General features: G+C 70.6%; 26 protein-coding genes. 15 read left to right on the top strand and 11 right to left on the bottom strand.

Features of this window, described 5'->3' with window-relative positions; all coding sequences use genetic code 11:
- Positions 1-14 precede the first annotated feature (14 nt).
- From rnpA to yihA, 4 genes are read left to right on the top strand one after another with little or no spacing between them, the layout of a single operon-like run.
- Positions 15-332, top strand: coding sequence for a ribonuclease P protein component (gene rnpA, locus KZ820_RS03660; RefSeq protein WP_183920887.1), 318 nt, complete (start codon positions 15-17; stop codon positions 330-332).
- Positions 329-541: a membrane protein insertion efficiency factor YidD gene (gene yidD, locus KZ820_RS03665; protein WP_132910560.1), complete on the top strand. Its 213-nt coding sequence runs from the start codon at positions 329-331 to the stop codon at positions 539-541. The genes rnpA and yidD overlap by 4 nt, the downstream gene beginning before the upstream one ends.
- Before the next feature lie 18 nt (positions 542-559).
- Positions 560-2,263, top strand: coding sequence for a membrane protein insertase YidC (gene yidC, locus KZ820_RS03670; RefSeq protein ID WP_219747296.1), 1,704 nt, complete (start codon positions 560-562; stop codon positions 2,261-2,263).
- Positions 2,260-2,910, top strand: a complete 651-nt coding sequence (gene yihA / locus KZ820_RS03675) for a ribosome biogenesis GTP-binding protein YihA/YsxC (RefSeq protein ID WP_219747297.1) — start codon at positions 2,260-2,262, stop codon at positions 2,908-2,910. The genes yidC and yihA overlap by 4 nt, the downstream gene beginning before the upstream one ends.
- Before the next feature lie 308 nt (positions 2,911-3,218).
- Here yihA and KZ820_RS03680 read toward each other — a convergent pair whose 3' ends face one another.
- On the bottom strand, positions 3,219-3,392 hold the full coding sequence (locus KZ820_RS03680) for a hypothetical protein (protein WP_219747298.1): 174 nt from the start codon (positions 3,390-3,392) through the stop codon (positions 3,219-3,221).
- Positions 3,393-3,543: 151 nt separating this feature from the next.
- On the opposite strand from KZ820_RS03680, the gene KZ820_RS03685 reads away from it, so the two are divergent.
- Entirely contained in the window at positions 3,544-4,212 is a 669-nt protein-coding gene (locus KZ820_RS03685) for a glutathione S-transferase family protein (protein WP_219747299.1), read from the top strand.
- On the opposite strand, the gene KZ820_RS03690 is transcribed toward KZ820_RS03685, so the two are convergent.
- The gene (locus KZ820_RS03690) at positions 4,209-4,667 is read right to left on the bottom strand and encodes a cupin domain-containing protein (RefSeq protein ID WP_219747300.1); all 459 of its coding nucleotides are present in this window, start codon (positions 4,665-4,667) and stop codon (positions 4,209-4,211) included. The genes KZ820_RS03685 and KZ820_RS03690 overlap by 4 nt on opposite strands.
- A gap of 14 nt (positions 4,668-4,681) precedes the next feature.
- Here KZ820_RS03690 and dapE point away from each other — a divergent pair, with 14 nt between their 5' ends.
- Positions 4,682-5,803: a succinyl-diaminopimelate desuccinylase gene (gene dapE / locus KZ820_RS03695; protein WP_219747301.1), complete on the top strand. Its 1,122-nt coding sequence runs from the start codon at positions 4,682-4,684 to the stop codon at positions 5,801-5,803.
- A gap of 191 nt (positions 5,804-5,994) precedes the next feature.
- Here the strand turns inward: dapE and KZ820_RS03700 are convergent, their stop codons facing one another.
- From KZ820_RS03700 to KZ820_RS03710, 3 genes are read right to left on the bottom strand one after another with little or no spacing between them, the layout of a single operon-like run.
- On the bottom strand, positions 5,995-6,531 hold the full coding sequence (locus KZ820_RS03700) for a Smr/MutS family protein (RefSeq protein ID WP_219747302.1): 537 nt from the start codon (positions 6,529-6,531) through the stop codon (positions 5,995-5,997).
- Entirely contained in the window at positions 6,506-7,837 is a 1,332-nt protein-coding gene (gene mltA, locus KZ820_RS03705; protein ID WP_219747303.1) for a murein transglycosylase A, read from the bottom strand. The genes KZ820_RS03700 and mltA overlap by 26 nt, the downstream gene beginning before the upstream one ends.
- Positions 7,838-7,876: 39 nt before the next feature.
- Positions 7,877-8,521, bottom strand: a complete 645-nt coding sequence (locus KZ820_RS03710) for a Tim44/TimA family putative adaptor protein (RefSeq protein WP_219747304.1) — start codon at positions 8,519-8,521, stop codon at positions 7,877-7,879.
- Between the two features lie 190 nt (positions 8,522-8,711).
- Here KZ820_RS03710 and secB point away from each other — a divergent pair, with 190 nt between their 5' ends.
- The 4 genes from secB (at position 8,712) to KZ820_RS03730 (ending at position 12,582) form a co-directional block, all read left to right on the top strand.
- Complete coding sequence (secB, locus tag KZ820_RS03715) at positions 8,712-9,212, top strand: protein-export chaperone SecB (protein ID WP_219747305.1); 501 nt, start codon at positions 8,712-8,714, stop codon at positions 9,210-9,212.
- A gap of 105 nt (positions 9,213-9,317) precedes the next feature.
- Positions 9,318-10,907: a murein biosynthesis integral membrane protein MurJ gene (gene murJ / locus KZ820_RS03720; protein ID WP_219747306.1), complete on the top strand. Its 1,590-nt coding sequence runs from the start codon at positions 9,318-9,320 to the stop codon at positions 10,905-10,907.
- Positions 10,908-10,912: 5 nt separating this feature from the next.
- A complete protein-coding gene (gene trpS, locus KZ820_RS03725) occupies positions 10,913-11,920 on the top strand; it encodes a tryptophan--tRNA ligase (protein WP_219748083.1) in 1,008 nt (335 codons plus the stop codon).
- 371 nt (positions 11,921-12,291) lie between these two features.
- On the top strand, positions 12,292-12,582 hold the full coding sequence (locus KZ820_RS03730) for a PspC domain-containing protein (protein WP_219747307.1): 291 nt from the start codon (positions 12,292-12,294) through the stop codon (positions 12,580-12,582).
- Between the two features lie 7 nt (positions 12,583-12,589).
- Here the strand turns inward: KZ820_RS03730 and dnaA are convergent, their stop codons facing one another.
- The 4 genes from dnaA to KZ820_RS03750 form a co-directional block, all read right to left on the bottom strand.
- Positions 12,590-13,951, bottom strand: coding sequence for a chromosomal replication initiator protein DnaA (dnaA, locus tag KZ820_RS03735; protein WP_219747308.1), 1,362 nt, complete (start codon positions 13,949-13,951; stop codon positions 12,590-12,592).
- Positions 13,952-14,415: 464 nt separating this feature from the next.
- Positions 14,416-14,679 carry a 30S ribosomal protein S20 gene (gene rpsT, locus KZ820_RS03740; protein WP_132909366.1) on the bottom strand — a complete coding sequence of 88 codons (264 nt, stop codon included), beginning with the start codon at positions 14,677-14,679 and terminating at the stop codon, positions 14,416-14,418.
- 97 nt (positions 14,680-14,776) lie between these two features.
- A complete protein-coding gene (gene mutM, locus KZ820_RS03745; RefSeq protein WP_219747309.1) occupies positions 14,777-15,592 on the bottom strand; it encodes a bifunctional DNA-formamidopyrimidine glycosylase/DNA-(apurinic or apyrimidinic site) lyase in 816 nt (271 codons plus the stop codon).
- Between the two features lie 39 nt (positions 15,593-15,631).
- The gene (locus KZ820_RS03750; RefSeq protein ID WP_219747310.1) at positions 15,632-16,858 is read right to left on the bottom strand and encodes an acetyltransferase domain-containing protein; all 1,227 of its coding nucleotides are present in this window, start codon (positions 16,856-16,858) and stop codon (positions 15,632-15,634) included.
- A gap of 147 nt (positions 16,859-17,005) precedes the next feature.
- On the opposite strand from KZ820_RS03750, the gene KZ820_RS03755 reads away from it, so the two are divergent.
- From KZ820_RS03755 to coaBC, 4 genes are read left to right on the top strand one after another with little or no spacing between them, the layout of a single operon-like run.
- Positions 17,006-17,764 carry a class I SAM-dependent methyltransferase gene (locus KZ820_RS03755; RefSeq protein ID WP_219747311.1) on the top strand — a complete coding sequence of 253 codons (759 nt, stop codon included), beginning with the start codon at positions 17,006-17,008 and terminating at the stop codon, positions 17,762-17,764.
- Positions 17,761-19,299 carry a 2-polyprenylphenol 6-hydroxylase gene (ubiB, locus tag KZ820_RS03760; protein WP_219747312.1) on the top strand — a complete coding sequence of 513 codons (1,539 nt, stop codon included), beginning with the start codon at positions 17,761-17,763 and terminating at the stop codon, positions 19,297-19,299. The genes KZ820_RS03755 and ubiB overlap by 4 nt, the downstream gene beginning before the upstream one ends.
- A complete protein-coding gene (locus KZ820_RS03765; RefSeq protein WP_219747313.1) occupies positions 19,296-20,351 on the top strand; it encodes a hypothetical protein in 1,056 nt (351 codons plus the stop codon). The genes ubiB and KZ820_RS03765 overlap by 4 nt, the downstream gene beginning before the upstream one ends.
- The gene (gene coaBC, locus KZ820_RS03770; RefSeq protein WP_219747314.1) at positions 20,348-21,535 is read left to right on the top strand and encodes a bifunctional phosphopantothenoylcysteine decarboxylase/phosphopantothenate--cysteine ligase CoaBC; all 1,188 of its coding nucleotides are present in this window, start codon (positions 20,348-20,350) and stop codon (positions 21,533-21,535) included. The genes KZ820_RS03765 and coaBC overlap by 4 nt, the downstream gene beginning before the upstream one ends.
- Positions 21,536-21,581: 46 nt before the next feature.
- On the opposite strand, the gene KZ820_RS03775 is transcribed toward coaBC, so the two are convergent.
- Both KZ820_RS03775 and KZ820_RS03780 read right to left on the bottom strand, forming a co-directional pair.
- Complete coding sequence (locus KZ820_RS03775; RefSeq protein WP_219747315.1) at positions 21,582-23,183, bottom strand: glycoside hydrolase family 43 protein; 1,602 nt, start codon at positions 23,181-23,183, stop codon at positions 21,582-21,584.
- Positions 23,180-24,421 (bottom strand): MFS transporter, encoded by a 1,242-nt coding sequence (locus KZ820_RS03780; RefSeq protein WP_308462114.1) that lies wholly within the window; start codon positions 24,419-24,421, stop codon positions 23,180-23,182. The genes KZ820_RS03775 and KZ820_RS03780 overlap by 4 nt, the downstream gene beginning before the upstream one ends.
- Positions 24,422-24,641: 220 nt before the next feature.
- Between KZ820_RS03780 and KZ820_RS03785 the strand changes: the two genes are divergently transcribed.
- On the top strand, positions 24,642-25,625 hold the full coding sequence (locus KZ820_RS03785) for a LacI family DNA-binding transcriptional regulator (protein WP_308462115.1): 984 nt from the start codon (positions 24,642-24,644) through the stop codon (positions 25,623-25,625).
- Positions 25,626-25,791: the final 166 nt, after the last annotated feature.

Genomic DNA, 25,791 nt, shown 5'->3' on the forward strand with positions numbered 1-25,791 from the left:
TGGCTGTGGGCCGGATGACAAAGCGGTCGGACTATCTGGCCGCCAATGCCGGGCGTCGCGCACCGATGCCCGGCTTCGTGTTGCTGGTGAAGGCGCGCGACGACGGCGACTCCAGCATGCGGCTCGGCATCACCGTCACCAAGAAGGTCGGCAATGCCGTGGTGCGCAACCGCATCAAGCGGCGCTTCCGCGCGCTGGCGCGGGAGGTCCTGCCGAGCCACGGGACGGCAGGCGCCGACCATGTGCTGATCGGCCGGCTGGCCGCGAAGGACCGCGACTGGGCGCAGCTCGGCGCCGACCTCACCCGCGCGCTGGCGAAGACACGCAAGTGATCGCGCGCGCGCTGATCTGGGTCGCGCGCGCCTGGCAGCTGGGGCCGTCGCTGGTGCTGCCGCCCTCGTGCCGCTTCCAACCATCATGTTCCGCCTATGCAATCGAGGCGCTTGGCCGCTATGGCGCGGTCAAGGGCGGGTGGCTGGCGGTGCGGCGGATCGCGCGCTGCCATCCCTGGGGCGGGCACGGCCATGATCCGGTGCCATAAGGAAAGCTTGGGACGCCTGTGAAGGACGAGAGCAAGAACTTCGTGCTGTTCGCGGTGATCGCCGCGCTCATCCTATTCGGATGGCCGCTGGTGCAGAACCGCTTCTTCCCGACGGCGAACCCGCCCGCGACCAAGGTCGAGCAGGGCAAGTCGCGCGCGCTGCCGCAGCCGAACGCCGATCCGACCGCCGACTCGCCCGCCGCACTGCGCGACCGTGCGCAGGTGCTGGCCGAGAGCCCACGCATCCGGATCGAGACGCCCGCGCTCAAGGGCTCGATCAACCTCAAGGGCGCGCGGATCGATGATCTCGTGCTGACCCGCTACAACGAGACGGTCGCCAAGGACTCGCCTCCGATCCGCCTGTTCTCGCCCGCAGGCACGCAGGACGCCTATTTCGCCGCCTTCGGCTGGCGCGACGAGGGGCTGCGCCCGCCCGCTGCCGACGCTGTGTGGACCGCCTCCGCGCCGGTGCTCACCCCGGGCACGCCGGTGACGCTCACCGCCAGCAACGCACAGGGCCAGCGCTTCGCGATCGAGCTGGCAGTCGACAACGACTATCTGTTCACCGTCAAGCAGACCGTCGCCAACGCGGGCCGCGGCGCGGTGCCGGTCGCGGCCTATGGTCTTGTCAACCGCATCGGCGTGTCCAAGGACCCGGACAGCTGGACGATCCACACCGGACCGATGTCGGTCAACAACGGCGCGGCGCATTATAATCCCAACTTCAAGGACCTCGCCTCGGGGCCGGCGCGCTTCACCAGCAACGGCGGCTGGCTCGGCTTCACCGATAAGTACTGGCTCGCCGCGATGGTGCCCGACCAGGGCCGCGCCTTCGACGGCCAGTTCCGCGCCGGTCCGAACCAGAGCTACCAGGCCGACTTCACCACCGCGCCGCAGCTGCTGCCGCCCGGCCGCCAGCTGAGCCAGACCGCCAAGCTGTTCGCCGGCGCGAAGGAAGTGAAGCTGCTCGACCGCTACACCGACACCGGCGCGGTGACGAAGCTCGACTATGCGATCGACTGGGGCTGGTTCCGCCTCGTCGAGAAGCCGATCTTCTATTATCTCGACCTGCTGTTCCGCCTGATCGGCAATTTCGGCGTCGCGATCATCATCCTGACGCTGACGATCCGGCTGCTCGTTTTCCCGATCGCGCAGCGCCAGTTCGCCAGCATGGCGGCGATGCGCGCACTCCAGCCCAAGATGAAGGCGATCCAGGAGCGCTACAAGGACGACAAGCCGCGCCAGCAGCAGGAGATCATGGCGCTGTACAAGGCGGAGAAGGTCAACCCGCTGGCGGGCTGTCTGCCGACCTTCATCCAGATCCCGATCTTCTACGCGCTGTACAAGGCGCTGCTGCTGACGATCGAGATGCGGCACCAGCCGTTCGCGCTGTGGATCAAGGACCTGTCCGCGCCCGATCCGGCGACTATCCTCAACCTGTTCGGCTACATTCCGATCACTTTGCCGCATTTCCTCGCCATCGGCGTGGTGCCGGTGCTGCTGGGCATCTCGATGTTCTTCCAGTTTCGGCTCAACCCGGCGCCGATGGACGACGCGCAGAAGCAGGTGTTCGCGATCCTGCCATGGGTGCTGATGTTCGTGATGGCACCGTTCGCGGTCGGGCTGCAGATCTATTGGATCACCACCAACTGCATCTCCATCGCACAGCAGAAGTGGCTCTACAGCCGGCATCCGCAGCTCAAGCAGGCGCCGGCCAAGTGAGCGAGGACGACGCCGCCTTCGACGAGGAGCTGATCGAGGCGGCGCGCAAGCGCTTCGCCGGTCCGGTAGAGTTCCTGAAGTCGGCGCCCGCGCTCGAATATCTGCCGCCGGCGGAGATGCCCGAGGTGGCGTTCGCCGGGCGCTCGAACGTCGGCAAATCGTCGCTGCTCAACGCGTTGGTCGGCCGCAAGGCACTGGCGCGCACCTCGGTCACGCCGGGGCGCACGCAGGAGCTGAACTTCTTCGACGTCGGCGAGCCGGCGGTCTTCCGGCTGGTCGACATGCCGGGCTACGGCTTCGCCAAGGCGCCCAAGGACGTCGTCAAGAAATGGCGCTTCCTGGTGAACGACTATCTGCGCGGGCGCCAGGCGCTCAAGCGCGCGCTGGTGCTGATCGACAGCCGCCACGGCATCAAGGAGGTCGACCGCGAGGTGCTCGCGATGCTCGACAAGGCCGCGGTAAGCTACCGCCTGGTGCTGACCAAGGCGGACAAGGTGAAGGCGACCGACCTCGCCGAGGTGCTGGCGCGTACCGAGGAGGAGGCACGCAAACGCCCGGCGGCGCACCCACAGATCCTGCGGACGTCGAGCGAGACCGGGATGGGGATCGCCGAGCTGCGCGCGGCGGTGATCGAGTCGATCGGCTAGGCCGCGGCACTGGGTCGGGACGGACGACAGGGTTTAGGCGCGCGGTGCGCGGGGCGGGCGTAGTCGACGCTTCCGATCATCCTTCTCAAGTCCTCTGCGCGAAGGCAGAAAATCCAGACACGCTGACCTTTGCGTTAGAGGCGAGACGTCCGCGCGTCTGGATCCCCGCCTTCGCGGGGATGACCGGAGAAGGGGCGCGGCGGCTCGCGCTCAGCCGCAGCAGGACGTCCGTTTTCGGTTCCCGCCACCAATTGCTGTCGTTCGCGTCTACGTGACATCCGCGCACGCGCCACCTTTGCTCAACCGCGTCAGTGCGCCCGCGCGCGTTCCAGCGCCGCGGCGATCTGGCGCCGCAGCAGTTCGGAGCGGCTCGGCGCGGCGACGGGCGAGCCGAATACCAGCCGCGGCGCCTCGACGAAGACGGGAGCGCGCGCCGAGAGGTCGGCGGTGCGAAGCGGCGTGGCGAGCGGGTCCAAGGTCATCGACGTTACCCTTCGGCCGGAATTGGCCGACGGTGACGCTACGACGGCCATCGCTGCCGCAGGCTCTACGAGCGCGGTTAACTGCGTGGACACGCCCGGCAGGACGACACGCGCGATTGCCCTCCTTGTCCTGCGCGCCTAACCAGCGGGGATGAAGCTGATCATCGGCAACAAGGCCTATTCCTCGTGGTCGCTGCGCGGCTGGCTCGCCTGCCGCCAGTCGGGGCTCGCCTTCGAGGAAGTGGTGGTGCCGCTCTACGACGAGGCGTGGGACAAGCGCCGCGAGGGCGACGAGTTCGCCCCCTCCTCGGGCAAGGTGCCGATCCTCTGGGACGGCGAGGCGGTGGTGTGGGACAGTCTCGCCATCGTCGACTATCTCGCCGACAAGGTCGGGCGTGCGCGCTTCTGGCCCGAGGACGAGGCGGCGCGCGCGATGGCCAGATCGATGGCGGCGGAGATGCACTCCAGCTTCGCGGCGTTGCGTCGCAAGCACGGCATGAACGTGCGCCAGATCTACGCGCCAGGCCCGATCGACGACGACGTCGCCGCCGACCTCACGCGAATCTTCGAGCTCTGGGCGCAGGCGCGCGCGCGCTTCGGTGGGGCCGGCGAGGGCGACTTCCTGTTCGGCGCGTTCGGCGCAGCCGACATCATGTTCGCGCCGGTGTGCACACGCATCGTCACTTACTCGCTCCCCGCCCCCCGCTTCGCCGCCGCTTATATCGGCGCGGTGCTGCGCCATCCCTTCCTCCAGGACTGGATCGCCGGCGCGCAGGAGGAAGAGTGGGTTATCGAGAAGTTCGAACAGCCGGTCGCCTAGTGCGTCCCCTCGTCATCGGGAGCCGACTCGGCCTCGTAGCCGTGCCGCGGATGCCAGCGCATCGCGATATCGGGATAATGGACCGTCGACGCCTCGGGCAGGCTCACCGCGAACAGCACGCAGGGCGAGTCGCTGTCGTTGCGGAGATGGTGCGCGTTCGCCTCCCCCTTGCGGAAGGTGGCGACGTCGCCGGCGCGCATGGGGTGACGACCGGTGTCGTCGACCAGCACCGCCTCGCCGCTGAGCACGACCACCACCTCGTCCTCGCCCTCGTGCCAGTGGCGCTGCGACGACCAGCCGCCCGGCGGCACGGTGACGTGCGTGGCGACGAAGTCGCCCAGCCCCATCACTTCGGACAGCACGCGCACCCTGCGATCGGACGCCGCCGCCGCGAACGGCTCGGGATAGTCGCTGCCCTCGTGCGACGGCAGGCGCTCGACATCGACCTTGGGCATAAGGGACTCCTCGCGTGATCGACGTGGTTCAACTCGCGAGCGCGCTGATCGCTGCCGAGAGCGTGACGCCGGCGCGCGGCGCGGTGTTCGACGTGCTCGAGGCGGCGTTGTGGCCGCTCGGCTTCGCGGTCGAGCGCTTCGTCGCGGGTGAGGCGCCCGACGGGCCGGTCGAGAACCTGCTCGCGACCCGCGGCAGCGGACGTCACCTCGCCTTCGCCGGCCACGTCGACGTCGTGCCGCCCGGGCCGGGCTGGAGCGCGGGCGCGTTCGAGCCCGTGATCGCCGACGGACTGCTGCGCGGGCGCGGCGCGGTCGACATGAAGGGGGCGGTGGCCGCCTTCGTCGCCGCCGCGGCGCGCGTGCCGGCCACGGCCGGGCAGTTGACGCTGATCATCACCGGCGACGAGGAAGGGCCGGCGACCTACGGCACCGTCGCGCTGATCGACCGCATGCGCGCGCGCGGCCTGCTCCCCGACCTGTGTCTGGTCGGCGAGCCCACCTCGGTCGCGGCACTGGGGGACATGGTCAAGATCGGGCGGCGCGGCTCGGTCAACATCTGGATCGACGTGCCGGGGCGTCAGGGGCACGTCGCCTACCCGCACCTCGCCGACAATCCGATCCCACCGCTGGTGGCGGCATTGGTCGAGCTGGACGCGCTGGTGCTCGACACGGGTAGCGACTGGTTCCAGCCCTCCAACCTCGAGATCACCGACGTCACCGTCGGCAATCCCGCGACCAACGTCATCCCCGCGCACGCCAGCGCGCGGCTGAGCATCCGCTTCAACGACCTGCATCGCGGCGCCGAACTGGCGGCGCGAGTCGAGGCGATCGTGCGCGCGCACGCCCCTGCCGCGCAAGTGACGGCGCGCGTGTCGGGGGAAGCCTTCCTGACCGAACCGGGCGCGCTCTCAGCGCTGGTGTCGGCGGCGATCCTCGAGGTGACCGGGCGGACGGCCGAGCTGTCGACCACGGGCGGCACGTCGGATGCGCGCTTCCTGCGGGCATTATGCCCGGTGGTGGAGTTCGGACTGCTCAACGCGACGATGCACAAGGCGGACGAGGCGGTCGGGCTGGAGGATCTGGCGCAGCTCACCGCCATCTATGAGCGGGTAATCGAGCGCGCGTTCGCGGGGTGAGACGCCACTTTGGCGGGTAGAGGGTCGCGTATGAGGTTCGCGCCCCCCGCTCCCATCACCATCGTCATCCCGGACCTGTTCCGGGATCCACTGCCCCACGCCGCCGAAGGCTGCGGATCAAGCCCAGCAGTAGACCCCGGACCAATTCCGGGGGGACGGAGGGAGGAATGGGCGAGGGAGGAAAGCTTCGATCACCGTTTGCGCCGCAGGATCACGTACAGCGCACCCGCGCCGCCGTGCCGCGGGTGCGCGTTGCGGACCGCGGCGATCGCGCCGGCGTGGCGGGAGAGCTGGAGCCAGTCGAGCACCGAAGCGCGGATCGCGCCGCGCGCGTGCGGGCGCTGGCTCTCCGGTCGCGGCGGCTTGCCCGTGACGAGCAGCACGACCCGCTCCCCGCGCGCGATCGCCGCGCCCAAGCCAAAGTCGAGCGCGCTGTGCGCCGAGGCGAGCGTGTGACCGTGCAGGTCGATCGTCCGCTCGGGTGCGACATGGCCGGTGGCGAGCCGTCGGTCCCAGCCGCGGTCGAGCGTCTCGCCGGGGCCGCGTGGCGCTGGCCGCACCGGCGCACTGACGGGAGTCGCCGCGGTCGACCGTGCCGGCGCGGCCGGCTCGGGCAGCGGCGGCGCCGCGGCGACCGACTCGGCGCGTCGTCCTGGCAGCGCGCGCACCGTGGCGCGCACGAGCGCCCACAGCGCTTCCTCGTCAGCGCCGAGGCGTCGTCCCGCCACCCACGCCTCCCGCGGCGCGGCGCGCTACCCAGCGGTCGTAGCTGCCGACCGGCAGCAGCAGGAAAGCGGTACCGCGCGCGCTCATCCCGCCCGCGGTGGCGCGCGCCCCCTCACCCGCGCCCCAGAAGGTGTCTACACGATTGGCGCCCTTGATCGCGCCGCCGGTGTCCTGCGCGATCCACACGCCGTTGGCGTCGGTCCGGTCCATCGAGAGGAAGATCGGCGCGCCCAGCGGCACGAAGCGCGGGTCGGCGGCTACGGTGACGCCGCCGGTGACGGGCAGCCCCAGCGCGCCGAGCGGCGGCCCGTCGAGCTCACGGAAGAAAACGTAGCTCTTGTTCTCGCGCATGATCGCGCGTCCTTCCTCGGGATGAGCGTGGAGCCAGGCGACGATCCCCTGCATCGACGACTGCCCCGGCCCAAGCAGCCCGCGGCTCTTCATCAGTGCGCCGATGCCGGTGTATTCGCGGCCGTTCTGCGTCTCATAGCCGATGCGCAGCACCTCGCCGCCGCGCATCCGCACCAGCCCCGAGCCCTGCACCTGGAGGAAGAACAGCTCGACTGGGTCGACGGCATAGCCGAGCACGCGCGCGCGCCCCTCCAGCGCGCCCAGCTCGATCGCGGTGCGGTCGTAATAGGGCACCAGCCGGCTGCCCTCGACCCGTCCACGGATCTTCTTGCCCGCGAGCGTGTCGACGAAGCTGCCGAGGTCGACGTCGATCAGGTCAGTGGGGCGCGCGTAGATCGGCGCGTAGCCGGGCCGCGGCTCGCGCGCGCCCGCGATCTCGGGGATGTAATAACCGGTGGCGAAGGCGCGGCCGTCACCGACCTGCACCGCCTCGAACCAACGCTGGAAGAACGAGGCGGCGTCGCGCTCGGCGGTAGTCGACGCCGCGGCGCAGGCCGCCTGCCAGTCGGCGCCGAGCGTCAGCCCGCTCGCGTCGGTGCGGCGGACTAGGCTGGGGCAGCTCAGCCGGAAGGCGGCGAGCGCGGCGCTGGCCTGCTCGCCCTCGAGCGGGAGCGTGCTGATCGCGGGTCCTCGCACGATGCCGTTGGCCGACGCGCTGACCGCTCCTGGTACGGTGATACCCGGCACCGGCGCGAGTGGGGTAGATGCGACCGGCTGTCGCGCCGGGCGATCCAGCGGGTAGGAGGTTCGCGCCGGCACGCGCTCGGGGCGGGATTTCGTCGGAGCAGCGACCGGGCGGCTCGCGCTGCTACGTGGCGGTGTTGGTCGCTCGCCGGGTCCGACGCACGCCGCGACCGCCATCGCGCTCGCCACCGCGAGCGCCCCCCTCATCCGCATCCCGCTTCTTTCCCTATCGCACCGTGACCCGCGGCGTCCTCACGCCTCGTCGGTGTCCGCGAGGATCCAGTTCGGGTCAGCGGTCTTCACCTGGCGCACGAACGTCCACACGTCGTGAGTCTCGACCGCGTCGCTGGTCGAGCCGGCGACAACCTGCCCATCGCCGTCGCGGGTAACCGCGGCGATGTCGGCGTCGAAGCGTACCGTCACACGGGCCTCACCGCCGCCGACCGAGGCGGAGGCGATGCTGGCGCGCTCGATCGAGATCAGGCGGTTGTCGAGCACGTGCCCGGCCGCCTGACGCGCCTCGATCGCCTCCTGGAAGGCGGCGAGCACGTCGGGCGCGACGAGCCCGCGCAACGCCTCCACGTCACCGCGCCAATAAGCCTCCAGGATCATGCGATAGGCCGACTTCGCGCCCTCGATGAAGCGGTTGACATCGAACTGCGGCTCGGCGGCGACGAGCGCGCGCAGGCCCGGCTCGGTGCCGCTGTCGAACGGCCGCATCACCGGCTCGCGCACCTCTGGCGTGACGTCCACGGTGCGCGGCAGCGCCGTCGCGCCGACTCGCTCCTCCGCCGGCTTGGGCAGCGGCTGCTCGTGGCCCGAGCGCTTGCCGAGAACCGAGTAGAGCCGCAGGGCGAGAAAGCCGGCGACCATGGCGAGCAGGACTACGTAGAACACGGCAACTCCAGACGGCTGGTCTGCGAAAACTCAACGTCGTACATAGGCATGACGGCGCCGAACATCAAACTGCCCTAGGTCAAATCGCCGGGGCGGCGATTGTATCCCGCCGACCGCGCTGCTAACCGCCGCTGACTGCTGCGCCCGGGCCACCGGCGCGCGCGACACAGGATCGGTGAAGGGACGGACGATGGACAGCCAGGACAATCTCGGCAACGAGCCGCTCGCCAACGGCGCGGACACGGGCCCGGCGGCGGGGCTGATCTCGCAGTACGTCAAGGACCTGTCGTTCGAGAACCCGAACGCGCCAGCGGTCTATCAGGAGCCCAACCCGCCCGAGATCAACGTCCAGTTCGACATCGGCGCGGCGCAGGTGGGCGAGGAAGTCCATGAGGTGACGCTCAAGATCGAGGTACGCGCCACCACGGGCGGCAAGACCGCCTTCATCGCCGAACTCTCCTACGCCGGCCTGTTCGGGCTGCGCAACGTGCCGGCCGAGCATGTCCAGCCGTTCCTGCTGGGCGAGGGCCCGCGGCTGCTGTTCCCGTTCGCGCGCCGCGTCGTCGCCGACGCGATCCGCGACGGCGGCTTCCCGCCGCTGCTGCTCGAGCCGATCGACTTCAACGCCTTGTTCCTCCAGCAGGCACAGGCGCAGGGCGTGTCGTTCGGCGGCGAGGTCGGCCAGGCCTGAGGTCGCGTACGTTCTTCCTGCGCACGCAGGAGCCCAGGGCGGCGAGCGCGGCTCCCGTGTCTCTGGGATCCCGCGTCCACGAGAACACGAGCGACCGTTAACGACATGAACCTCGCCAAAGCGCTCGGATCGGTCGGCGGGCTGACGCTCGCCAGCCGCGTGCTCGCGCTGGTGCGCGACACGCTGCAGGCGAGCTATGTCGGCGCGGGCTTCGCGTCCGACGCCTTCTTCGTCGCTTTCCGCCTGCCCAACATGTTCCGCGCGCTGTTCGCGGAAGGAGCCTTCTCCGCCGCGTTCATCCCGTTGTTCAACCGCAAGGTGGCCGAGGGAGGCGGCACCCCGGCGGGCGTCGACTTCGCCGAGCGCGCGCTGGCGGTGCTGTTCCCGGTGCTGCTCGTCTTCACCGCGGCGATGTTGATCGCGGCGTGGCCGATCACGCTGGCGCTCTCCGGCGGTTTCGACCGACAGCAGCCGACGCCCGAGCAGTTTGCTTTCGCGGTGACGCTGTCGCGCTTCACCATCCCCTATCTAATGCTGATCTCGCTGGTCTCGTTGCTGGGCGGCATTTTGAACTCGCTCAACCGCTTCTGGGTGAATGCCGCGGCGCCGATCCTGCTCAACGTGGCGATGGTCGGCGCGTTGGTGTTCTTCCACGGCGCAGACTCCTACGCCACCGCGCGGGTGCAGGCGATCTCGGTCACGGTCGGCGGCGCGTTCCAGCTCGCCTGGCTGTGGTGGGCGTGCGGTCGCGCGGGTGTCTCGCTCAGGCTGCGCCGGCCGCGCGTCGACGACGACGTGAAGCGGCTGCTCACGCTGATCGTCCCCGCCGCGGCAGGTGCGGGCGCGGCGCAGGTCAATCTCGCCATCTCGACCGCGCTCGCTGGCTGGCTGCTGCCGGCCGGATCGATCTCCGCGATCTACTACGCCGACCGGCTCAACCAGCTGCCGCTCGGCATGATCGGCATCGGGCTCGGCACGATCCTGCTGCCGGTCGTGTCGCGGCTGCTGAGCGAGGGGCGCGAGGCCGAGGCGATGGAGACGCAGAACCGCGGGCTGGAGCTCGCGCTGTTCCTCACCCTGCCCGCCACCGCCGCCTTCGTCTTCGCCGCCGAGCCGATCGTGCGCGGGCTGTTCCAGCACGGCGCCTTCACCGGCGCGGACAGCGCGCGCTCGGCGCAGGCACTCGCCGCCTTCTCGCTCGGGCTGCCGAGCTACGTGCTGGTCAAGGTGCTCACCCCCGGCTTCTACGCGCGCGCCGACACGCGCACGCCGGTGCGCCTGGCGCTCTACTCGGTCGCGCTCAACCTCGTCGGCAATCTCGTGCTGATCCCGACGCTGGCGCACTGGAACATCGGCCAGATCGGCCCGCCGCTCGCCACCGCGCTGGCGTCGACCGTCAACGTCGCCTCGCTGTACGTCGTGCTGGCGCGACGCGGCCATTTCGCGCTCGATCCGCAGCTCAAGCGCAAGGTGCCGCGGCTCGCGCTCGCCGCGCTGCTGATGGGCGGCGCGCTGCTGCTGGTGACGCCGCTGGTCGACCCTTATCTCACCGGCAGCCTCGTCGTGCGCGGCGTCGCACTGGCGGTGCTGGTCGGAGCGGGCGTGGCGATCTACGCGCTCGCCTGCTTCGCCACCGGCGCGTTCCGCGTCGCCGACCTCCGTTCCCTCCTCCGTCGCAGAGCCTCGTCCCGATGACCAAGATGCGCGTCGTCTCCGGTATCAAGCCTACCGGCAACCTCCACCTCGGCAATTATCTGGGGGCGGTGAAGCAGTGGGTCGCGATGCAGGACCAGATCCAGGCGCAGGGCGGCGAGACGATGTACTTCATCGCCGACCTGCACGGGCTCACCGAGTTCATCGCGCCCGCCGAGCTGACCGCCAACACGATCGAGATGACCGCCACGTTGGTCGCCGCCGGGATCGATCCCGAGCGCTCGATCCTGTTCAACCAGGCGCGCGTGCCCGCGCACAGCGAGCTCGCCTGGCTGCTCAACAATGTCGCGCGGGTCGGCTGGCTGAACCGCATGACCCAGTTCAAGGACAAGGCTGGGAAGAACCGGGAGGGCGCCAGCGTCGGGCTGTACGATTATCCCGTGCTGATGGCGGCCGACGTGCTGCTCTACAACGCCACGCACGTCCCCGTCGGCGAGGACCAGAAGCAGCATCTCGAGCTGGCGCGCGATATCGCGACCAAGTTCAACGCCGATTATGACAGCGACCTGTTCTCCTTGCCCGAGCCGCTGATCAGCGCCGCGGCGCCGCGGATCATGTCGCTGCGTGACGCGACGGCGAAGATGAGCAAGTCCAACCCGTCGGAGCAGTCGCTGGTGAAGCTGATCGACAGCGACGAGGTAATCGCGGACAAGTTCCGCAAGGCGAAGACCGACCCCGACCTGCTCCCCGCGACGATGGAGGAGCTCGACGGCCGACCCGAGGCGCGCAACCTGCTGACGATCTTCGCCGCGCTCGCCGATCGTTCGCCGCAGGACGTGCTGAGCGAGTTCGCCGGCAAGGGGTTCGGCGCGTTCAAGCCGGCGCTGGCTGACCTGGCGGTGGCAAAGCTCGCGCCGATCCGCGACGAGATGGTGCGGCTGCTCGACGACCGCGCCGCGATCGACTCGATCCTGGAGCGCGGCGCGGAGAAGGCGCGAGCGCTGGCGACACCGACGCTGAAGGCGGCACAGCGAGCGATGGGGTTGTTGGCGTAACCTGCGTGGGAGTGGTGGCGCATTTTACTGAATGATGGCGCGTTCCTCTCCGCCCGCGGCGTTCCTCTGCGACTCTCACCCGCCGTCATCCCGGACGTGTTACGGGATTCACCTTCTACGCGAGAACAACGCGTTAGAAGTACGCGGCACGGTGGATCCCAGGCCAAGTCCGGGATGACGGGCGAGTAAGGCACAGTAATCCCTCAGCAATGGGGTCGGGGATGCGGCGTCGCCGCCTTTCCGTGGCCGGCGCGTGCGGGGAAGCGCCTCAACCAGCCCTCCCCTGAAGGGAGGCAGATTAGGTTTGGCATCACTCTTGCTCAGCATCTCGCGAGCCGCGGCGACCGCCGCCCGAGAGAGCGAGAGAGCGCATGACCGACACCATCACCCCGCCCGCCCCGCGCGACAACCTCTTCGGCGTCTGCGCCGCGGTCGGCGCGGACCTGGGCTTCAATCCGCTGTGGCTGCGCGCCGCCTTCGCGGGCGCGCTGCTGTTCAGCCTGGAAGCGGTGCTGGCGACCTATGCCGCGCTGGGCGTGATCGTGCTCGCCAGCCGGCTGCTCTTCCCCGATCGCCGGCGCGCGCCGGCCACGGCCGAGATCACCCCGCTCCCGGCCGCGCTCGCGCCGAGCGAGGAGGAGCCGTTGCGCCGCGCGGCGTGAGCGGCGCTCAGGCGCCGAGCTGGCCGAGCAGCAGCCGCACCGCGCCGTCGACCTCGCGGTCGCTGTCGCGCAGCGATTCGATCCGCTTGACCGCGTGGATCACGGTGGAGTGATCACGCCCGCCGAACTTGCGGCCGATCTCGGGCAGCGAGCGGGTGGTGAGGCGCTTGGCGAGATACATCGCGATCTGCCGCGGCCGCGCCACCGCGCGCGCGCGGCGCGCCGAGATCAGGTCGAGCGGCTTGAGCTCGAAATGGTCCGAGACCAGCTTCTGGATCTGGTCGATCGTCACGCGGCGCTGATGGCCGCGCAGCATGTCACCCAGCGTCTGGCTCGCGAACTCGAGGTCGATCGTCGCCCCGGTCAGCATCGCGTAGGCGGTGACGCGGGTGAGCGCGCCTTCCAGCTCACGGATGCTCGCCGTGATCCGCGTCGCGAGCAGGTCGAGCACGTCGGCGGGCACGCGCACGTCGGGCATGTCCGCCACGCGGCGCGCGAGTACCTCGCGGCGCAACGCCAGCGACGAGGGGCGGATGTCCGCGACCAGCCCGCCGCCGAGCCGCCCGAGGATGCGCGGCTCGATCCCCTCGAGTGCCTGCGGCGCGCGATCGGCGGCGATCACCAGCCGCTTACCCGCGGCCATGATCTCGTTGACGGTGTGGAAGAACTCCTCCTGCGTCGAGTCCTTGCCCGCGATGAACTGGAGGTCGTCGATCAGCAGCAGGTCGAGCCCGCGCAGCTTCATCTTGAAAGCGAACGTGTCGCGCGCGCGCACCGCGGCGACGAACTCGAACATGAAGCGCTCGGCCGACATCAGCATCACGCGCGCGCCCGGGTGTGCCGCCAGAAAGGCGTGCGCCACCGCGTTCATCAGATGGGTCTTGCCCTGGCCGGTCGCGCCGTGGAGGAAGAGTGGGCTGAAGCGCACCGGACCGGGCTCGGCCAGCGCGCGCGCGGCGTTGACCGCGACCAGATTCGACTCGTCAACGACGAAGCGCTCGAAGGTGAGCCGCGGATCGAGCTGCGGGCGCTCGCCGGCCTCACCCGATCCCTCGGCGACCGGCTCGATCGGTGCCGCGACCGCGGCGGGGGCGGACAGCACGGCGGTGACAGGTGCGCGCGCCGCGGTCTCGACCTCGACGCTGCGCACGCCGGGCAGCACCGCGCGGAACTCGTGTACCAGCCGCTCGGCATAGTGGCTGCGCACCCAATTGGTCATGAACGGCGACGGCAGCGTCAGGCGGACGTCGAGCGGGTCGGTCGCGTCGGCCAGCGCGATCGGCGCGAGCCACTGGTCGAACAGGCGCGCCCCGGCCGACTGGCGCAGGTTGGCGCGCACCCGGGTCCAGGCCCGTGCCACGTCGCTCATCCCGTCCACTCGCTCCGCCACTTGCGCCACGCACAGCTCTCCCGTTGCCGCGAACGAGTGCGTTCGCGGATCCTTCATTCGCAAAGTCAAACGTCCCCCTGCCCGCGGCCCCTCGCGCGTCGGCTATCAGACGGTGTCTCTGTGCCGCGCCGGACGATCGCCGGTGCGGTTCGACAGGATTAGGAACAGCCGGCTGAGTCGATCAAGACCGGTCGCGGACACAAAATCGAAATAAAGCAGGTTGACTCGCCGCCAGCCGCGCAAATGCGTCGAATTTCGCACAAGCTACTGTAATCACTGGCATTATGTGGCGATATGGCGATCGTATCGGTTGCGAATCGCAGGATTCCCGAGGCTTTTGGAAAGAAGCGTCGACCCGGTCTGGAGATCACCGAAAACGCATACGAAAACGCCCGCCGGGAGCGTCCCGGCGGGCGTTTTCGTAGCGCTGAGAAGGCGTTAGCTTAAGCGAGCCCGGCCACGCGCTTGGTCAGGCGCGAGAACTTTCGCGCCGCCGTGTTCTTGTGGAGTACGCCCTTGGCCACGCCGCGCGCGATCTCGGGCTGCGCCGCCTGCAGCGCGGTCGCCGCCCCGGCCTTGTCGCCGGCCGCGAGTGCTGCCTCGACCTTCTTCACGAAGGTGCGGATCCGGCCGACGCGGTTACCGTTGACTTCGGCCCGGCGCTCGTTGCGGCGGATGCGCTTCTTGGCTTGCGGCGTGTTCGCCATGAACGTCCTCTGACTGTTTCGAATCGATGAAAAGCAGGGCGGCCGGCAACACCGTCACCCTCGAAGGCGCGGCCCATAGCGCGGGTGCCGCGCAGCGTCAACCGCGCTGACAGGCCGGGCACCAGAAGGTCGAGCGCCCGCCCTCGGCATAGCGATGCACCGTCCCGCCGCAGCCGCACGGCTCGCCCTCGCGGCCGTAGACCGCGAACTGCTTGGAGAAATAGCCGAGCTCGCCGTCGGGTCGGGCATAGTCGCGCAGGCTCGACCCGCCCGCCGCGATCGCGGACTCGAGCACGTCGTGCACCGCCTCGACCAGTCGTTGCAGCCGCGACCGGGCGATCCGCCCCGCCGCGCGGCGCGGGTTGATCCGCGCATGGTACAGCGCCTCACAGACGTAGATGTTGCCCAGCCCGGCGACCACCCGCTGGTCGAGCAGCGCGAGCTTGATCGACGTCGTCTTGCCCGCCAGCGCGGTGCGCAAGTGATCGGCGGTGAAGGCCGGGCCGAGCGGCTCGGGGCCAAGCGCGCCGAACGCCGGGAAGTGCGCCAGCTCGTCGGTGGGCCACAGATCGACCGAGCCGAAGCGACGGGGGTCGTTGAGCGCGAGCCGCCGCCCCGCCTGGGTCTCGATCAGCAGATGATCGTGCGCGAGCAACTCGGCCGGATCGACTCGCCAGCGCCCCGACATGCCGAGATGGAAGATCAGCGTGTCGCCGCGATCGGTGTCGATCAGGCCGTATTTGGCGCGGCGCGACAGCGCGGTGACCCGCGCGCCGGTGAGCCGCTGGCGCAGCTCCGCCGGGAACGGCCGGCGCAGATCGCCGCGGCGCGGCTCGACGCGCGCAAGCGTGGCGTCGAGCAGCACCGGCGTGAGCCCGCGCACGGTGGTCTCGACCTCGGGAAGTTCGGGCATAGTGGTGACTTAGTGGCTGTTCCGCGGCTGTACCACCGGTCAGAGATAGCTCAGCCACCAATCGCGCCGGCGTCGTTTCACGCCGGCCCACCAACGCGCGGGAAGGATCAGCACGGCGACCACGCCCAACCAGGCGACATACACGCCGGCGAGCGAGTAGCCCCAGGCGAGCGGCTGGATCGCACCGCTCGTCTGCGCGGCGATGACGTCGAGCGCAGCACCGGTCTGCCCGCTCGCGACCGCCAGCATCAGCATCGCGGCATGCGCGACGTAGATGTGCAGTATATAGGTGAAGAGCGGGGTGCGTCCGAAATCGAGCAGCACGCGCGCCACTGGGCCGCGCAGCCGGTCGAGCAGGAGGAAGACCAGTAGCGCGACCCCGAGCGTGACGAGCACATAGTCGGGCGACGGCGGGTATTTGGAGACGTTGAGGTACGACATGACGGAGCGGACCGGCTCGGCGCGCTCGGCCCAGGGAGATGGATCGCCGAAGCCGTTGCCCGTCCGGAGCAGGACCAAGGTAACCAGCAGGGCGAGCGCCAACGCCCCCAGTGATCGCGTGCGCGCTGGGTCGGGACGAACGAACAGCGGCGCGAGGCCGAAGCCGAGGCACATGATCCCGAACCAGGGCAGTGCCGGGTACATCGCCAGGCTCGGCACGCCCGGCAGGAAGCCGGGGGCGAGCAGCAGCGTACGCGAGACGCCGGCGAGACCGACAGCGCCCAGGCTCGCCGCCGCGGCCCAGGGGCAGGTCGCGACGAGCGCGACGCCGAGGGCGAGCACGAGCGGTGCGGGCAGCCGCGCGACCAGGCTCATCCCGATCATGCTCAGCCCGATCGCGTAGATCACCTGGAGGAAGACGAACGGCTCCCCGAAGTTGAAGCCGAAGCTGACGACGGTGAGTTCCAGCACGATCAGCCAGGCGCCACGCGACAGCAGAAAGCGCGACAGCGCCGCCGGCGTCTTGCCCGCGCGCGCTTGCAGGAAGATCGACACGCCGGCGAGCAGCACGAAGGTGGGCGCGCACAGATGCGTGATCCAGCGGGTGGCGTAGAGCAGCGGCCAGGACCGATCCGGGTCGGTGGGATCGTGCAAAGAGCTCGTCCCGAAGAAGTCGCGGACGTGATCAAGCACCATCAGCGCGATCATCAGCCCGCGCAGCCGGTCGATCGAGTCGAGCCGTCGTGCGCCGCCGCGAGTCCGGCCCGCGTCGGCCGGCTGGACCAGCGGGTCTCCGTTGCCGATCGGCGGCACCGTCGCTCGCATCTTCACCTCTTCCCGCGGCGTTCGGCCCGCCGCGGTTCATCTATCGAATGGATCAGCAGCATCGTCGAGTCAGTGGGCACGCGGGGAGCGACGACGCGATGGATCGCCCCCTTCCCTCCCCAAGGCGCACGCCCTAGAGCGGCGGGCATGAGCGATACCCCCGGCAGCGCCGCCAGCGAGCGCGTGGTCTCCTTCGGTTACGAGGACGTCACCCCGGTCGAGAAGACCGCGCGTGTGCGCGGCGTCTTCTCCAACGTGGCGAGCCGCTACGATCTGATGAACGACGCCATGTCGGGTGGCATGCACCGGCTGTGGAAGGACCGTTTCGTGCGCCGCGTGAAGCCGCGCGCGGGCGAGCAGATCCTCGACATGGCGGGCGGTACCGGCGATATCGCGTTCCGGCTGGCGCAGCACGGCGCGGCCGTGACCGTCGCCGACATCAACCCCGAGATGCTCGAGGTCGGCATGCGCCGCGCGCAGCAGCGCGGCATCGACGGCCTGGTGTGGACCGAGGCCAATGCCGAGACGCTGACCTTTCCCGACCGCTTCTTCGACGCCTATACGATCGCCTTCGGCATCCGGAACGTCACCGATATCCCCGCGGCGCTGCGCGAGGCGCATCGCGTGCTGCGCCGCGGCGGCCGTTTCTACTGCCTCGAATTCTCCACCACGCAATGGCCCGGCTTCGCGGAAGTGTATGACGCGTACTCGCACCGCATGGTACCGAAGCTCGGCCAGCTGCTCGCCGGCGACTCGGACAGCTACCGCTATCTGATCGAGTCGATACGTCGCTTCCCCGACATGCCCGCGTTCGAGCGGATGATCGCCGACGCGGGCTTCGTGCAGACGCGCGTCGAGGCGGTGCTGGGCGGGCTGGTGGCGATCCACAGCGGCTGGAAGATGTGACCTCACCCGTCGTCCACACCTGGCGGCTGCTCAGCTGGGGGCGCACGCTGGCGCGCCACGGCGCGCTGCGCGGGCTTGAGCGCGATCCCAACACGCCGCCGCGGCTACGCCGGCTGCTGCGGCTCGCGCGACTGGGCGCGCGCGTGCCCGCGACGCCGCGCTACGCCGACGCCTTCGAGGCGCTCGGGCCGGCGGCGATCAAGTTCGGTCAGACGCTCGCCACACGCCCGGACCTCGTCGGCGAGGAGGCCGCCCACGACCTGCTGCGGCTGCAGGACTCGATCCCGCCGGTGCCATACGCCGCGATCTCGCAGGTCATGCGGACCAGCTTCGGTCGCCCGCTCGACACCCTGTTCCGCGAGATCGAGGAGGTGCCGGTCGGCTCCGCCTCGATCGCGCAGGTGCACCGCGCGGTCACCACCGACGGCCGGCGCGTCGCGGTCAAGGTGCTGCGCCCCGGCGTCGAGGAGGATTTCGCGCGCGCGATCGACACCTATGAGTGGGCGGCAGCGCAGATCGAGCCGATGGGCGGCGAGATCGCGCGGCTCCAGCCGCGACTGGTGATCGAGACGTTCAAGCGCTGGACCGCGCGCGAGCTCAACTTCACGCGCGAGGCGGCCTCGGCGTCCGAGCTGGCCGAGACGATGACGGCCGAGCCCAAGTTTTTCGTCCCCGCGGTCGACTGGGCGCGTACCACGGGCAAGGTGCTGACGATCGAGTGGATCGACGGCATCAAATTGTCCGATCGGGCGGCGCTGATCGAGGCCGGCTACGACCTGCGCGAGCTCGCGCGCGTGCTCGTCCACGCTTTCCTGCGCCAGGCGATCGCCGACGGCTTCTTCCACGCCGACCTGCACCAGGGCAATCTGTTCGCGCTGCCGGGCGACCAGGTCGCGGCAATCGACTTCGGCATCATGGGGCGGATCGACCGGCGCGCGCGCGTGTGGCTCGCCGAGATCCTCTACGGCCTGATCACGGGCAATTACCGCCGCGTCGCCGAGATCCACTTCGAGGCGCAGTATGTCCCGGCGCACCACAGCGTCGAGGAGTTCGCCACGGCGCTGCGCGCCGTGGGTGAGCCGATGCGCGGGCTGCCGGTCAAGGACATGTCGATCGGCATGATGCTCGACGGGCTGTTCGGCATCACGCGCGACTTCGACATGGTCACCCAGCCGCACCTGCTGCTGCTCCAGAAGACGATGGTGATGGTGGAGGGAGTCGCCACCGCGCTCGACCCCGACATCAACCTCTGGGTCACCGCGGCGCCGCTGGTCGAGGACTGGATCCGCACCGAGCTCGGACCCGAGGCGGCGATCGCCGATCGGCTCGTCGCCGACGTGCGCACGCTCGCGCGACTGCCCGAGCTGGTGCGGCGAATCGAGGCGCGCTTCCCCGCGCCCGGCGGCGCGCCGCCGCGTCCGCCGCTCAAGGAGATCCAGGTGGTGCGCGTCGGCGGCGGCTGGCGCTACGCGCTGGTCGGCGCGCTCGGCCTAGTCGCGGGCGTGGGCGCGATGCTGCTGGCGGCGCCGTGGTGACGCCCACGCCACTGCTGCTCGTCGCGTCGACCCGCCTCGGCAGGGTCGAGCGCGGCGCGGCGCGGTGGTGGTGCGCGGCGCTGCTGCTCGGCCTGATCGCGGCGGTCGGCCTGTCCGAGGTGAGCGCGCGGCCCGCCGCCGAACTGCTCCACGATTCGATCGTCGCGGCGATGCGCCACGGCGGCCATTATTACGAGACCTTCCGCGACCTGGCGCGCACGGCGCCCGACGGCGAGGACGCGCGCGCGCTGCCGCCGACGCTCGCCGCCGTCAGTGCCGCTCTGCCGAATGAGGCGATGCTGCTGCTGGTCGGCGCCGCGCTCGCCGGGCTAGTCGCCGTCGGCGTGCAGCGGCTCGCCGCGCTGTTCGCCGGCGCGGCCGGCCAGGTGCTCGCCGCGCTGCTGCTCGTGGCGGGAACCGCTGCCGTAGCGCTGCTGTGGGAGCAGGCGCCGCACGCCGGCTGGGCCGCACTGCTCACCGCTTACGCCGTGCTGCTGCGCCGCGCCGAGCGCTGGGGCACCGCCGCCGCGCTCGGCTGCGCCGCCGCGGTGATCGATCCCGCCGCGCTGCTCGTGCCCGCGGTGATGGCGGGCTTCGCTCTTTATGACGGTGTCGCGCGCGAGGCGCTGGGCTGGCTCGGCGCGCTCGTCGTTGGCGGCGCGGTGCTGGGCTGCCACCTGTGGACAACCGCTGCCGTCGTGCCGTCGGCGGCGGAGACGCTGCCCACGCTCCCCACGCTGCTCGCGCCGCCGGGCGCGCTGGCGCGGCTGCTCGGCGCCGCGCTGCCGAGTGTCGCCCCCGGGCCGGCGGCGGCGCTGCTGCTGCTCGCGCTGCTCGGCTGGGCGGCGCTGCCGCGCGCGCTCGGTCCGCGCGTGGTCGCGCTCGTGCTGACGGGGCTTGCCGCCGACGGACACGTCGCCGGACTGCACAGCGCCACGTTAGCGACGGCGCTGGTCGCCCCCGGACTCGCGTTCGCGCCCGACGCGATCGCCGACCTGCTGCGGCGCGCGCCGGGACGACGTCGCATCACGGTGACAAGGGTGACACGATGAGCCGGATCCTGCTGATCGTCGGCGGTGGGATCGCCGCGTACAAGTCGTGCGAGCTGGTGCGCGAGCTGCGTCGCCGCGGCCACCGGGTGCGCTGCGTGCTGACCGAGGGCGGCGCGCACTTCGTCACCGCGATGACGCTCGCCGCGCTGAGCGAGGACAAGGTCTACACCGATCTGTGGGACCTCAAGGACGAGGCCGAGATGGGTCACATCCAGCTCAGCCGCGAGGCCGATCTCGTCGTCGTGGCGCCCGCCACCGCCGACCTGCTCGCGCGCATGGCGGCGGGGCTGGCGAACGACCTTGCCACCACGCTGCTGCTCGCCACCGACAAGCCGGTGCTGGCCGCGCCCGCGATGAACGTCCGCATGTGGCTACACGCCGCGACCCAGCGCAACGTCGCACAGCTGCGCGGCGACGGAGTCACGGTGATGGCGCCGGACGAGGGCGCGATGGCGTGCGGCGAGTTCGGCCCCGGCCGGTTGCCCGAGCCGCTGGCGATCGCCGACCGGATCGAGCGCGCACTCGCGCCGCGCGCGGCGGGTGTGTTGGCCGGGCGGCACGTGCTCGTCACGGCGGGGCCGACCCACGAGCCGATCGACCCGGTACGCTACATCGCCAATCGCTCGTCGGGCAAGCAGGGGTTCGCGATCGCCGCAGCGCTCGCCGAGCTCGGCGCGCGAGTCACGCTGGTGGCGGGCCCGGTGGCGCTCGCCACTCCCGCCGGGGTCGACCGGGTCGATGTCGAGACCGCGGCCGAGATGGCTGCGGCGGTCGGAGCCGCGCTGCCCGCCGACGCCGCGGTGATGGTGGCGGCGGTGGCCGACTGGCGCGTCGAGCAGGCGGCGGCGCAGAAGCTGAAGAAGGACGCCGCCGCGCCGGCGCCACTCGCGCTGGTCGCCAACCCGGACATCCTCGCCGGGCTCTCGACCGACCCGCGCCGGCCGCGCCTGCTGGTGGGGTTCGCCGCCGAGACCGAGCAGGTCGTCGCGCACGCCACCGCCAAGCGCGCGCGCAAGGGTGCCGACTGGATCGTCGCCAACGACGTCTCGGGCGACGTGATGGGCGGGGATGCCAACGCGGTGCAGCTCGTCACGGCGCAGGGGTTCGAGACCTGGGAGCGCTTGCCCAAGGCGGCGGTCGCGGCGCGGCTGGCGGAGCGGATCGCCGCCGCGCTGGCAGGCTGAGCGCGGCATCTCGCCCTCCCGAACTACCTCGTCTCTGCCGCCCGCGTCACTCCTCGAGATAGTGGAAATAGCGGAAGTCGGCCGGCTGCCCTGTGCCCGCCATGTCCTGGCACGCCATACCGATGAACGTTCCCGTGAAATTGGGCAGGCCGGGCAAGGTGGCCTCGTCGGAGAGCAGATCGGCGGCGAAGGTCTCGGGTAGCCACGTCCACTCTGCCTCATCCTCGGCACGCACCGCGAAGCGCAGCCGCTCGTGGTCGACCTCCACGCGCAGCGTCACCGGCCCCGCGCCGACCGCAACCGGCGCGCTCACCGTGCTGACGCCTTCGTCGAGCGGTAGCACCGAGAGCACCTGCGCCAGCCGCTCGCCCGCGTCGCCGACGGTGAGATGGAGGAAGTGGAATTTGGTCGCATTGTAATAGCATACGAGGCCCGCAGCCTGCTGGAAGTTGGTGGGGGCATAGTCGAGCAGGGTCTCCGCGGCGTAGCGGAAGGCGAGCGGACGACGCGCGACCAGCGCCTGGGTGAAGTGGCTCCCGATCGTCTCGCGCCCGTGCAGTCGCAGCCAGCCCGGCCGCGCGGTGAGGCTGAAGATCTGCTCGGGATAGGGCGTCCGCAGCCATTGGAAGGCGTGCGGCAGCACCGCGCCGGTGAAATCGTCGCGCTCGCACACCGGCGCGCGCGCGCCCGTGGCCGTGCCGATCGTGTCGACCGGCAGGGCGTCGCCGTTCAGCGTGCGCAGCCAGCCGTCCTCGTCCCAGCGCATCGGCTGGATCGCGGTCTCGCGCCCCAGCACGCAGCGGTCGCTCGCGGGTAGCGGACGCCCGCACAGATAGGTGAGCCAAGTGGTGCCGTCGGGCGCATCGACCAGGTCGCCGTGGCCGGTCCGCTGCAAGGGCGCGTGCGGGCGATCCTTGGCGGTGAGCACCGGGCCGTCGGGATGCGGCTCGTAGGGGCCGAACAACGTGCGCGCGCGCGCCATCACCACCGCGTGGTTGCGCTCGGTGCCGCCCTCGGCGACGAGGAGATGATACCAGCCGTCGCGCTTGTAGAGATGCGGCCCCTCGGTGAAGCCCAGCTCGGTACCGTCGAAGATGACGCGGCGCTCGCCGATCAGGCGGCCGGCGGCGCGATCCAGCTCCTGCGCCACGATCCCACCGAAGCGGCCGCGGCCGGGGCGATGGTCCCACAGCATGTTGAGCAGCCAGCTGCGCCCATCGTCGTCGTGGAACAAGGCCGGGTCGAAACCGCTGCTGTTGAGATGGACGGGATCGGACCAGTCGCCGTCGATCCGATCGCTCGACACCCAGTAATTGTGGAAGTCGCGCAGCGACACGCCCGCCGCGCCGCCCACCGTGGTGCGGCCGTAACGCTTCACGTCGGTGTAGACGAGGTGGAAGCGGCCGTCGGCGTGACTGAGGTCGGCGGCCCAGACACCGCAGGAATCGGGGTCGCCGCGCAGGTCGATCTGCGTGGCGCGGTGCAGCGGCCGCGCCACCAGTCGCCAGTCGGCGAGGTCGCGCGAGTGGTGGATCTGCACGCCGGGGAACCACTCGAAGGTCGAGGTGGCGAGGTAATAATCCGCGCCGACGCGGACGATCGACGGGTCGGGATTGAACCCGCGCAGGATGGGATTGCGGATGATCATGACGGCTTTCGAATGTTCGTCCAGAGCAGCGCGGCGCCGACGAGGTCGAGCAGGCCGAGCAGGATGAAGAAGGGCTGGTAGCCGACCTGATCGACCAGCGCGCCCAGCACCAGGGTGAAGATCAGCACGCCGAGGTTGGCGGCCGTCCCCGAGATGCCGGTCGCGGTCGCCACCTGGTCCTGCGGGAAGAGGTCGGACACCATCGTGATCACGGTAACCGACAGCGTCTGGTGCGCGAAGCCGCCGAGGCACAACAGCCCCACCGCCGCGATGGGACTGGTCACCGTGCCGACGAAGATCATGCCCGTCATCAGCACCGCGCCCAGCGTGAAGGCGCCGCGCCGGGCGTCGATCAGGTTGACCCCGCGGCGCTGCAGCCAGGCGACCACGGCCGGGCCGAACAGGCAGCCGAGGTCGGCGGCGAGGAAGGGCAGCCAGGCGAAGAGCGCGATCTGCTTGAGGTCGAAATGGCGCGCCTGGACGAGGTACAAGGGCATCCACAGCGACAGCATGCCCCACACCGGATCGGCGAGGAAGCGCGCGCCGGCGATGGCCCACAGGTTGCGCCGACGCAGCAGCTCGCCGAGCGGCGGCCGGCGGCGATGCTTCGCCAGCGCCGCCTCCTGCCCGTCCGCGATCAGCTGTCGCTCATCCGCCGAGATCAGCCGGTGGCGTGCGGGCGGTGCGTACCACAGCAGCCAGGCCACCACCCATAGCAGCCCCAGTCCACCCGCGACAAAGAAGGCGGCGCGCCAGCTGTGATGGAACACCGCCCAGGCAACTAGCGGCGGCGCGAACACCGCGCCGAACGAGGCACCGATCTGGTAGATCCCGCCGGCGACGCCGCGCTCGCGCGCGGGGAACCACTCCGCCACCACCTTCATGCCGGCGGGCTGGGCCGAGCCCTCGACCAGCCCGAGCGCGCCGCGCAGACCGGCGAAGCCGAGCCAGCCGGTCGCCAGACCGTGCCCGACGGTGATCAGCGACCATAGCGCCACGAACAGGGTCAAGCCGATCTTCAACCCGATGACGTCGAGCAGATAGCCGGCCACCGGCTGGAACATGATGCCGAGCTGGAATGCGCCGGTGATCCAGGAATATTGCGCCGAGGAGATCGACTGCTCGGCCATGATCGCGGGCGCGGCAACGCCCAGCACGCTGCGCGCGAGATAGTTGATCACCATCGCGCCGACGAACAGCGCGATGATCGTCCAGCGCACGTAGGGGAATCGCGCCACCCGCCCTCCTCGGTAACGTTACCAGCCATGTCGTACGCGGACGGACCCGCCGCTGACAAGCGCTCGCTAGCAGATCGCGCCGCGACCGATACCATTGACGCACCCTCCCGCGTCGATGCAGGTCGGTTCGCAGGAGGCGCCGTCGGCGATCGACGACGCGGAGGCAAGGATCGTCGTGCCCCAGCCGAGAGGACGTCGCCGCGGGGTGACGATCATCCATGTGGCCAAACAGGCCGGCGTGTCGCCGATGACGGTCTCGCGCGTGATCAACGGCGACCCGGGCGTGCGCGAGGAGACGCGGGTCCTGGTCAACGCCACGATCCGCGAGCTTAACTACACCCCCAACCTCTCGGCGCGCAGTCTCGTCACCTCGCGCGAGCTGCGCATCGGGGTGATCTATGCCAACCCCAGTGCCGCCTTCATGAGCGGCTTCCTCGCCGGCGTGTTCGAGGAGGCTTCGGCGCGTGCGGCGCAGCTGATCCTGCTCAAGGGCAAGCAGGGCGGCGTGCCGACCCATGAAGAGATCGAGCAGCTGATCGCCTCCGGGATCGGCGGCGTAATCCTGACGCCGCCGCTGGGCGAGTCGGACGCGGTGCGGCAGATCCTGCGCGATGCCGGGCTGCCGCTGGCGGTGGTGGCGGGGCGCGTGGCCGACGCCATCTCGGTCGGCATCGACGATCGCCGCGCCGCACACGACATGACGCGCCACCTGATCGCGCTCGGCCACCGCCGGCTCGGCTTCATCGTTGGCAACCCCGACCAGACCGCCAGCGCCGAGCGGCTCGCCGGCTTCAGCGAGGCGGCGCGCGAGGCCGGGGTGGAAACCTGCGTGGCGCAGGGCGACTTCAGCTACGCCTCGGGGCTGGTCGCGGGCGAGCGCCTGCTCGACGCCGCCGCGCCGCCCAGCGCGATCTTCGCCAGCAACGACGACATGGCCGCCGCGGTCGTCTCGGTCGCGCATCGCCGCCACCTCGACGTGCCGCGCGACCTCACCGTCGCTGGCATGGACGACAGCATCGCCGCCACCACCTTGTGGCCGCCACTGACGACGATCCGCCAGCCCGTCCAGGAGCTCGCGGGCGAGGCGCTGCGGCTGCTGATCGACGAGATGCGCGCGGCGCAAGGCAAGGGGCCGCGCTGCGTCGCGCGCGTGCTCGACCATATGCTGGTGGAGCGTGAGTCGACCGCACCGCCGATGCGCTGAGCGCCGCCCGTGCTCCGGCGAACGCCGTAGCAAAGGGCGCAGGCGCTTCGCTCTTGACGCTGAGCTCCTGCGCGCGCGCGATAAGCGCGCGACACTTCCGGGCTTGACCCCGGATCCGAGGTCCCGCGAACGCCGCGACCGTTGTTAGCGCTGGACCATGGATCGC

The sequence above is a fragment of the Sphingomonas citri genome (assembly GCF_019429485.1).
GTDB lineage: Bacteria > Pseudomonadota > Alphaproteobacteria > Sphingomonadales > Sphingomonadaceae > Sphingomonas > Sphingomonas citri.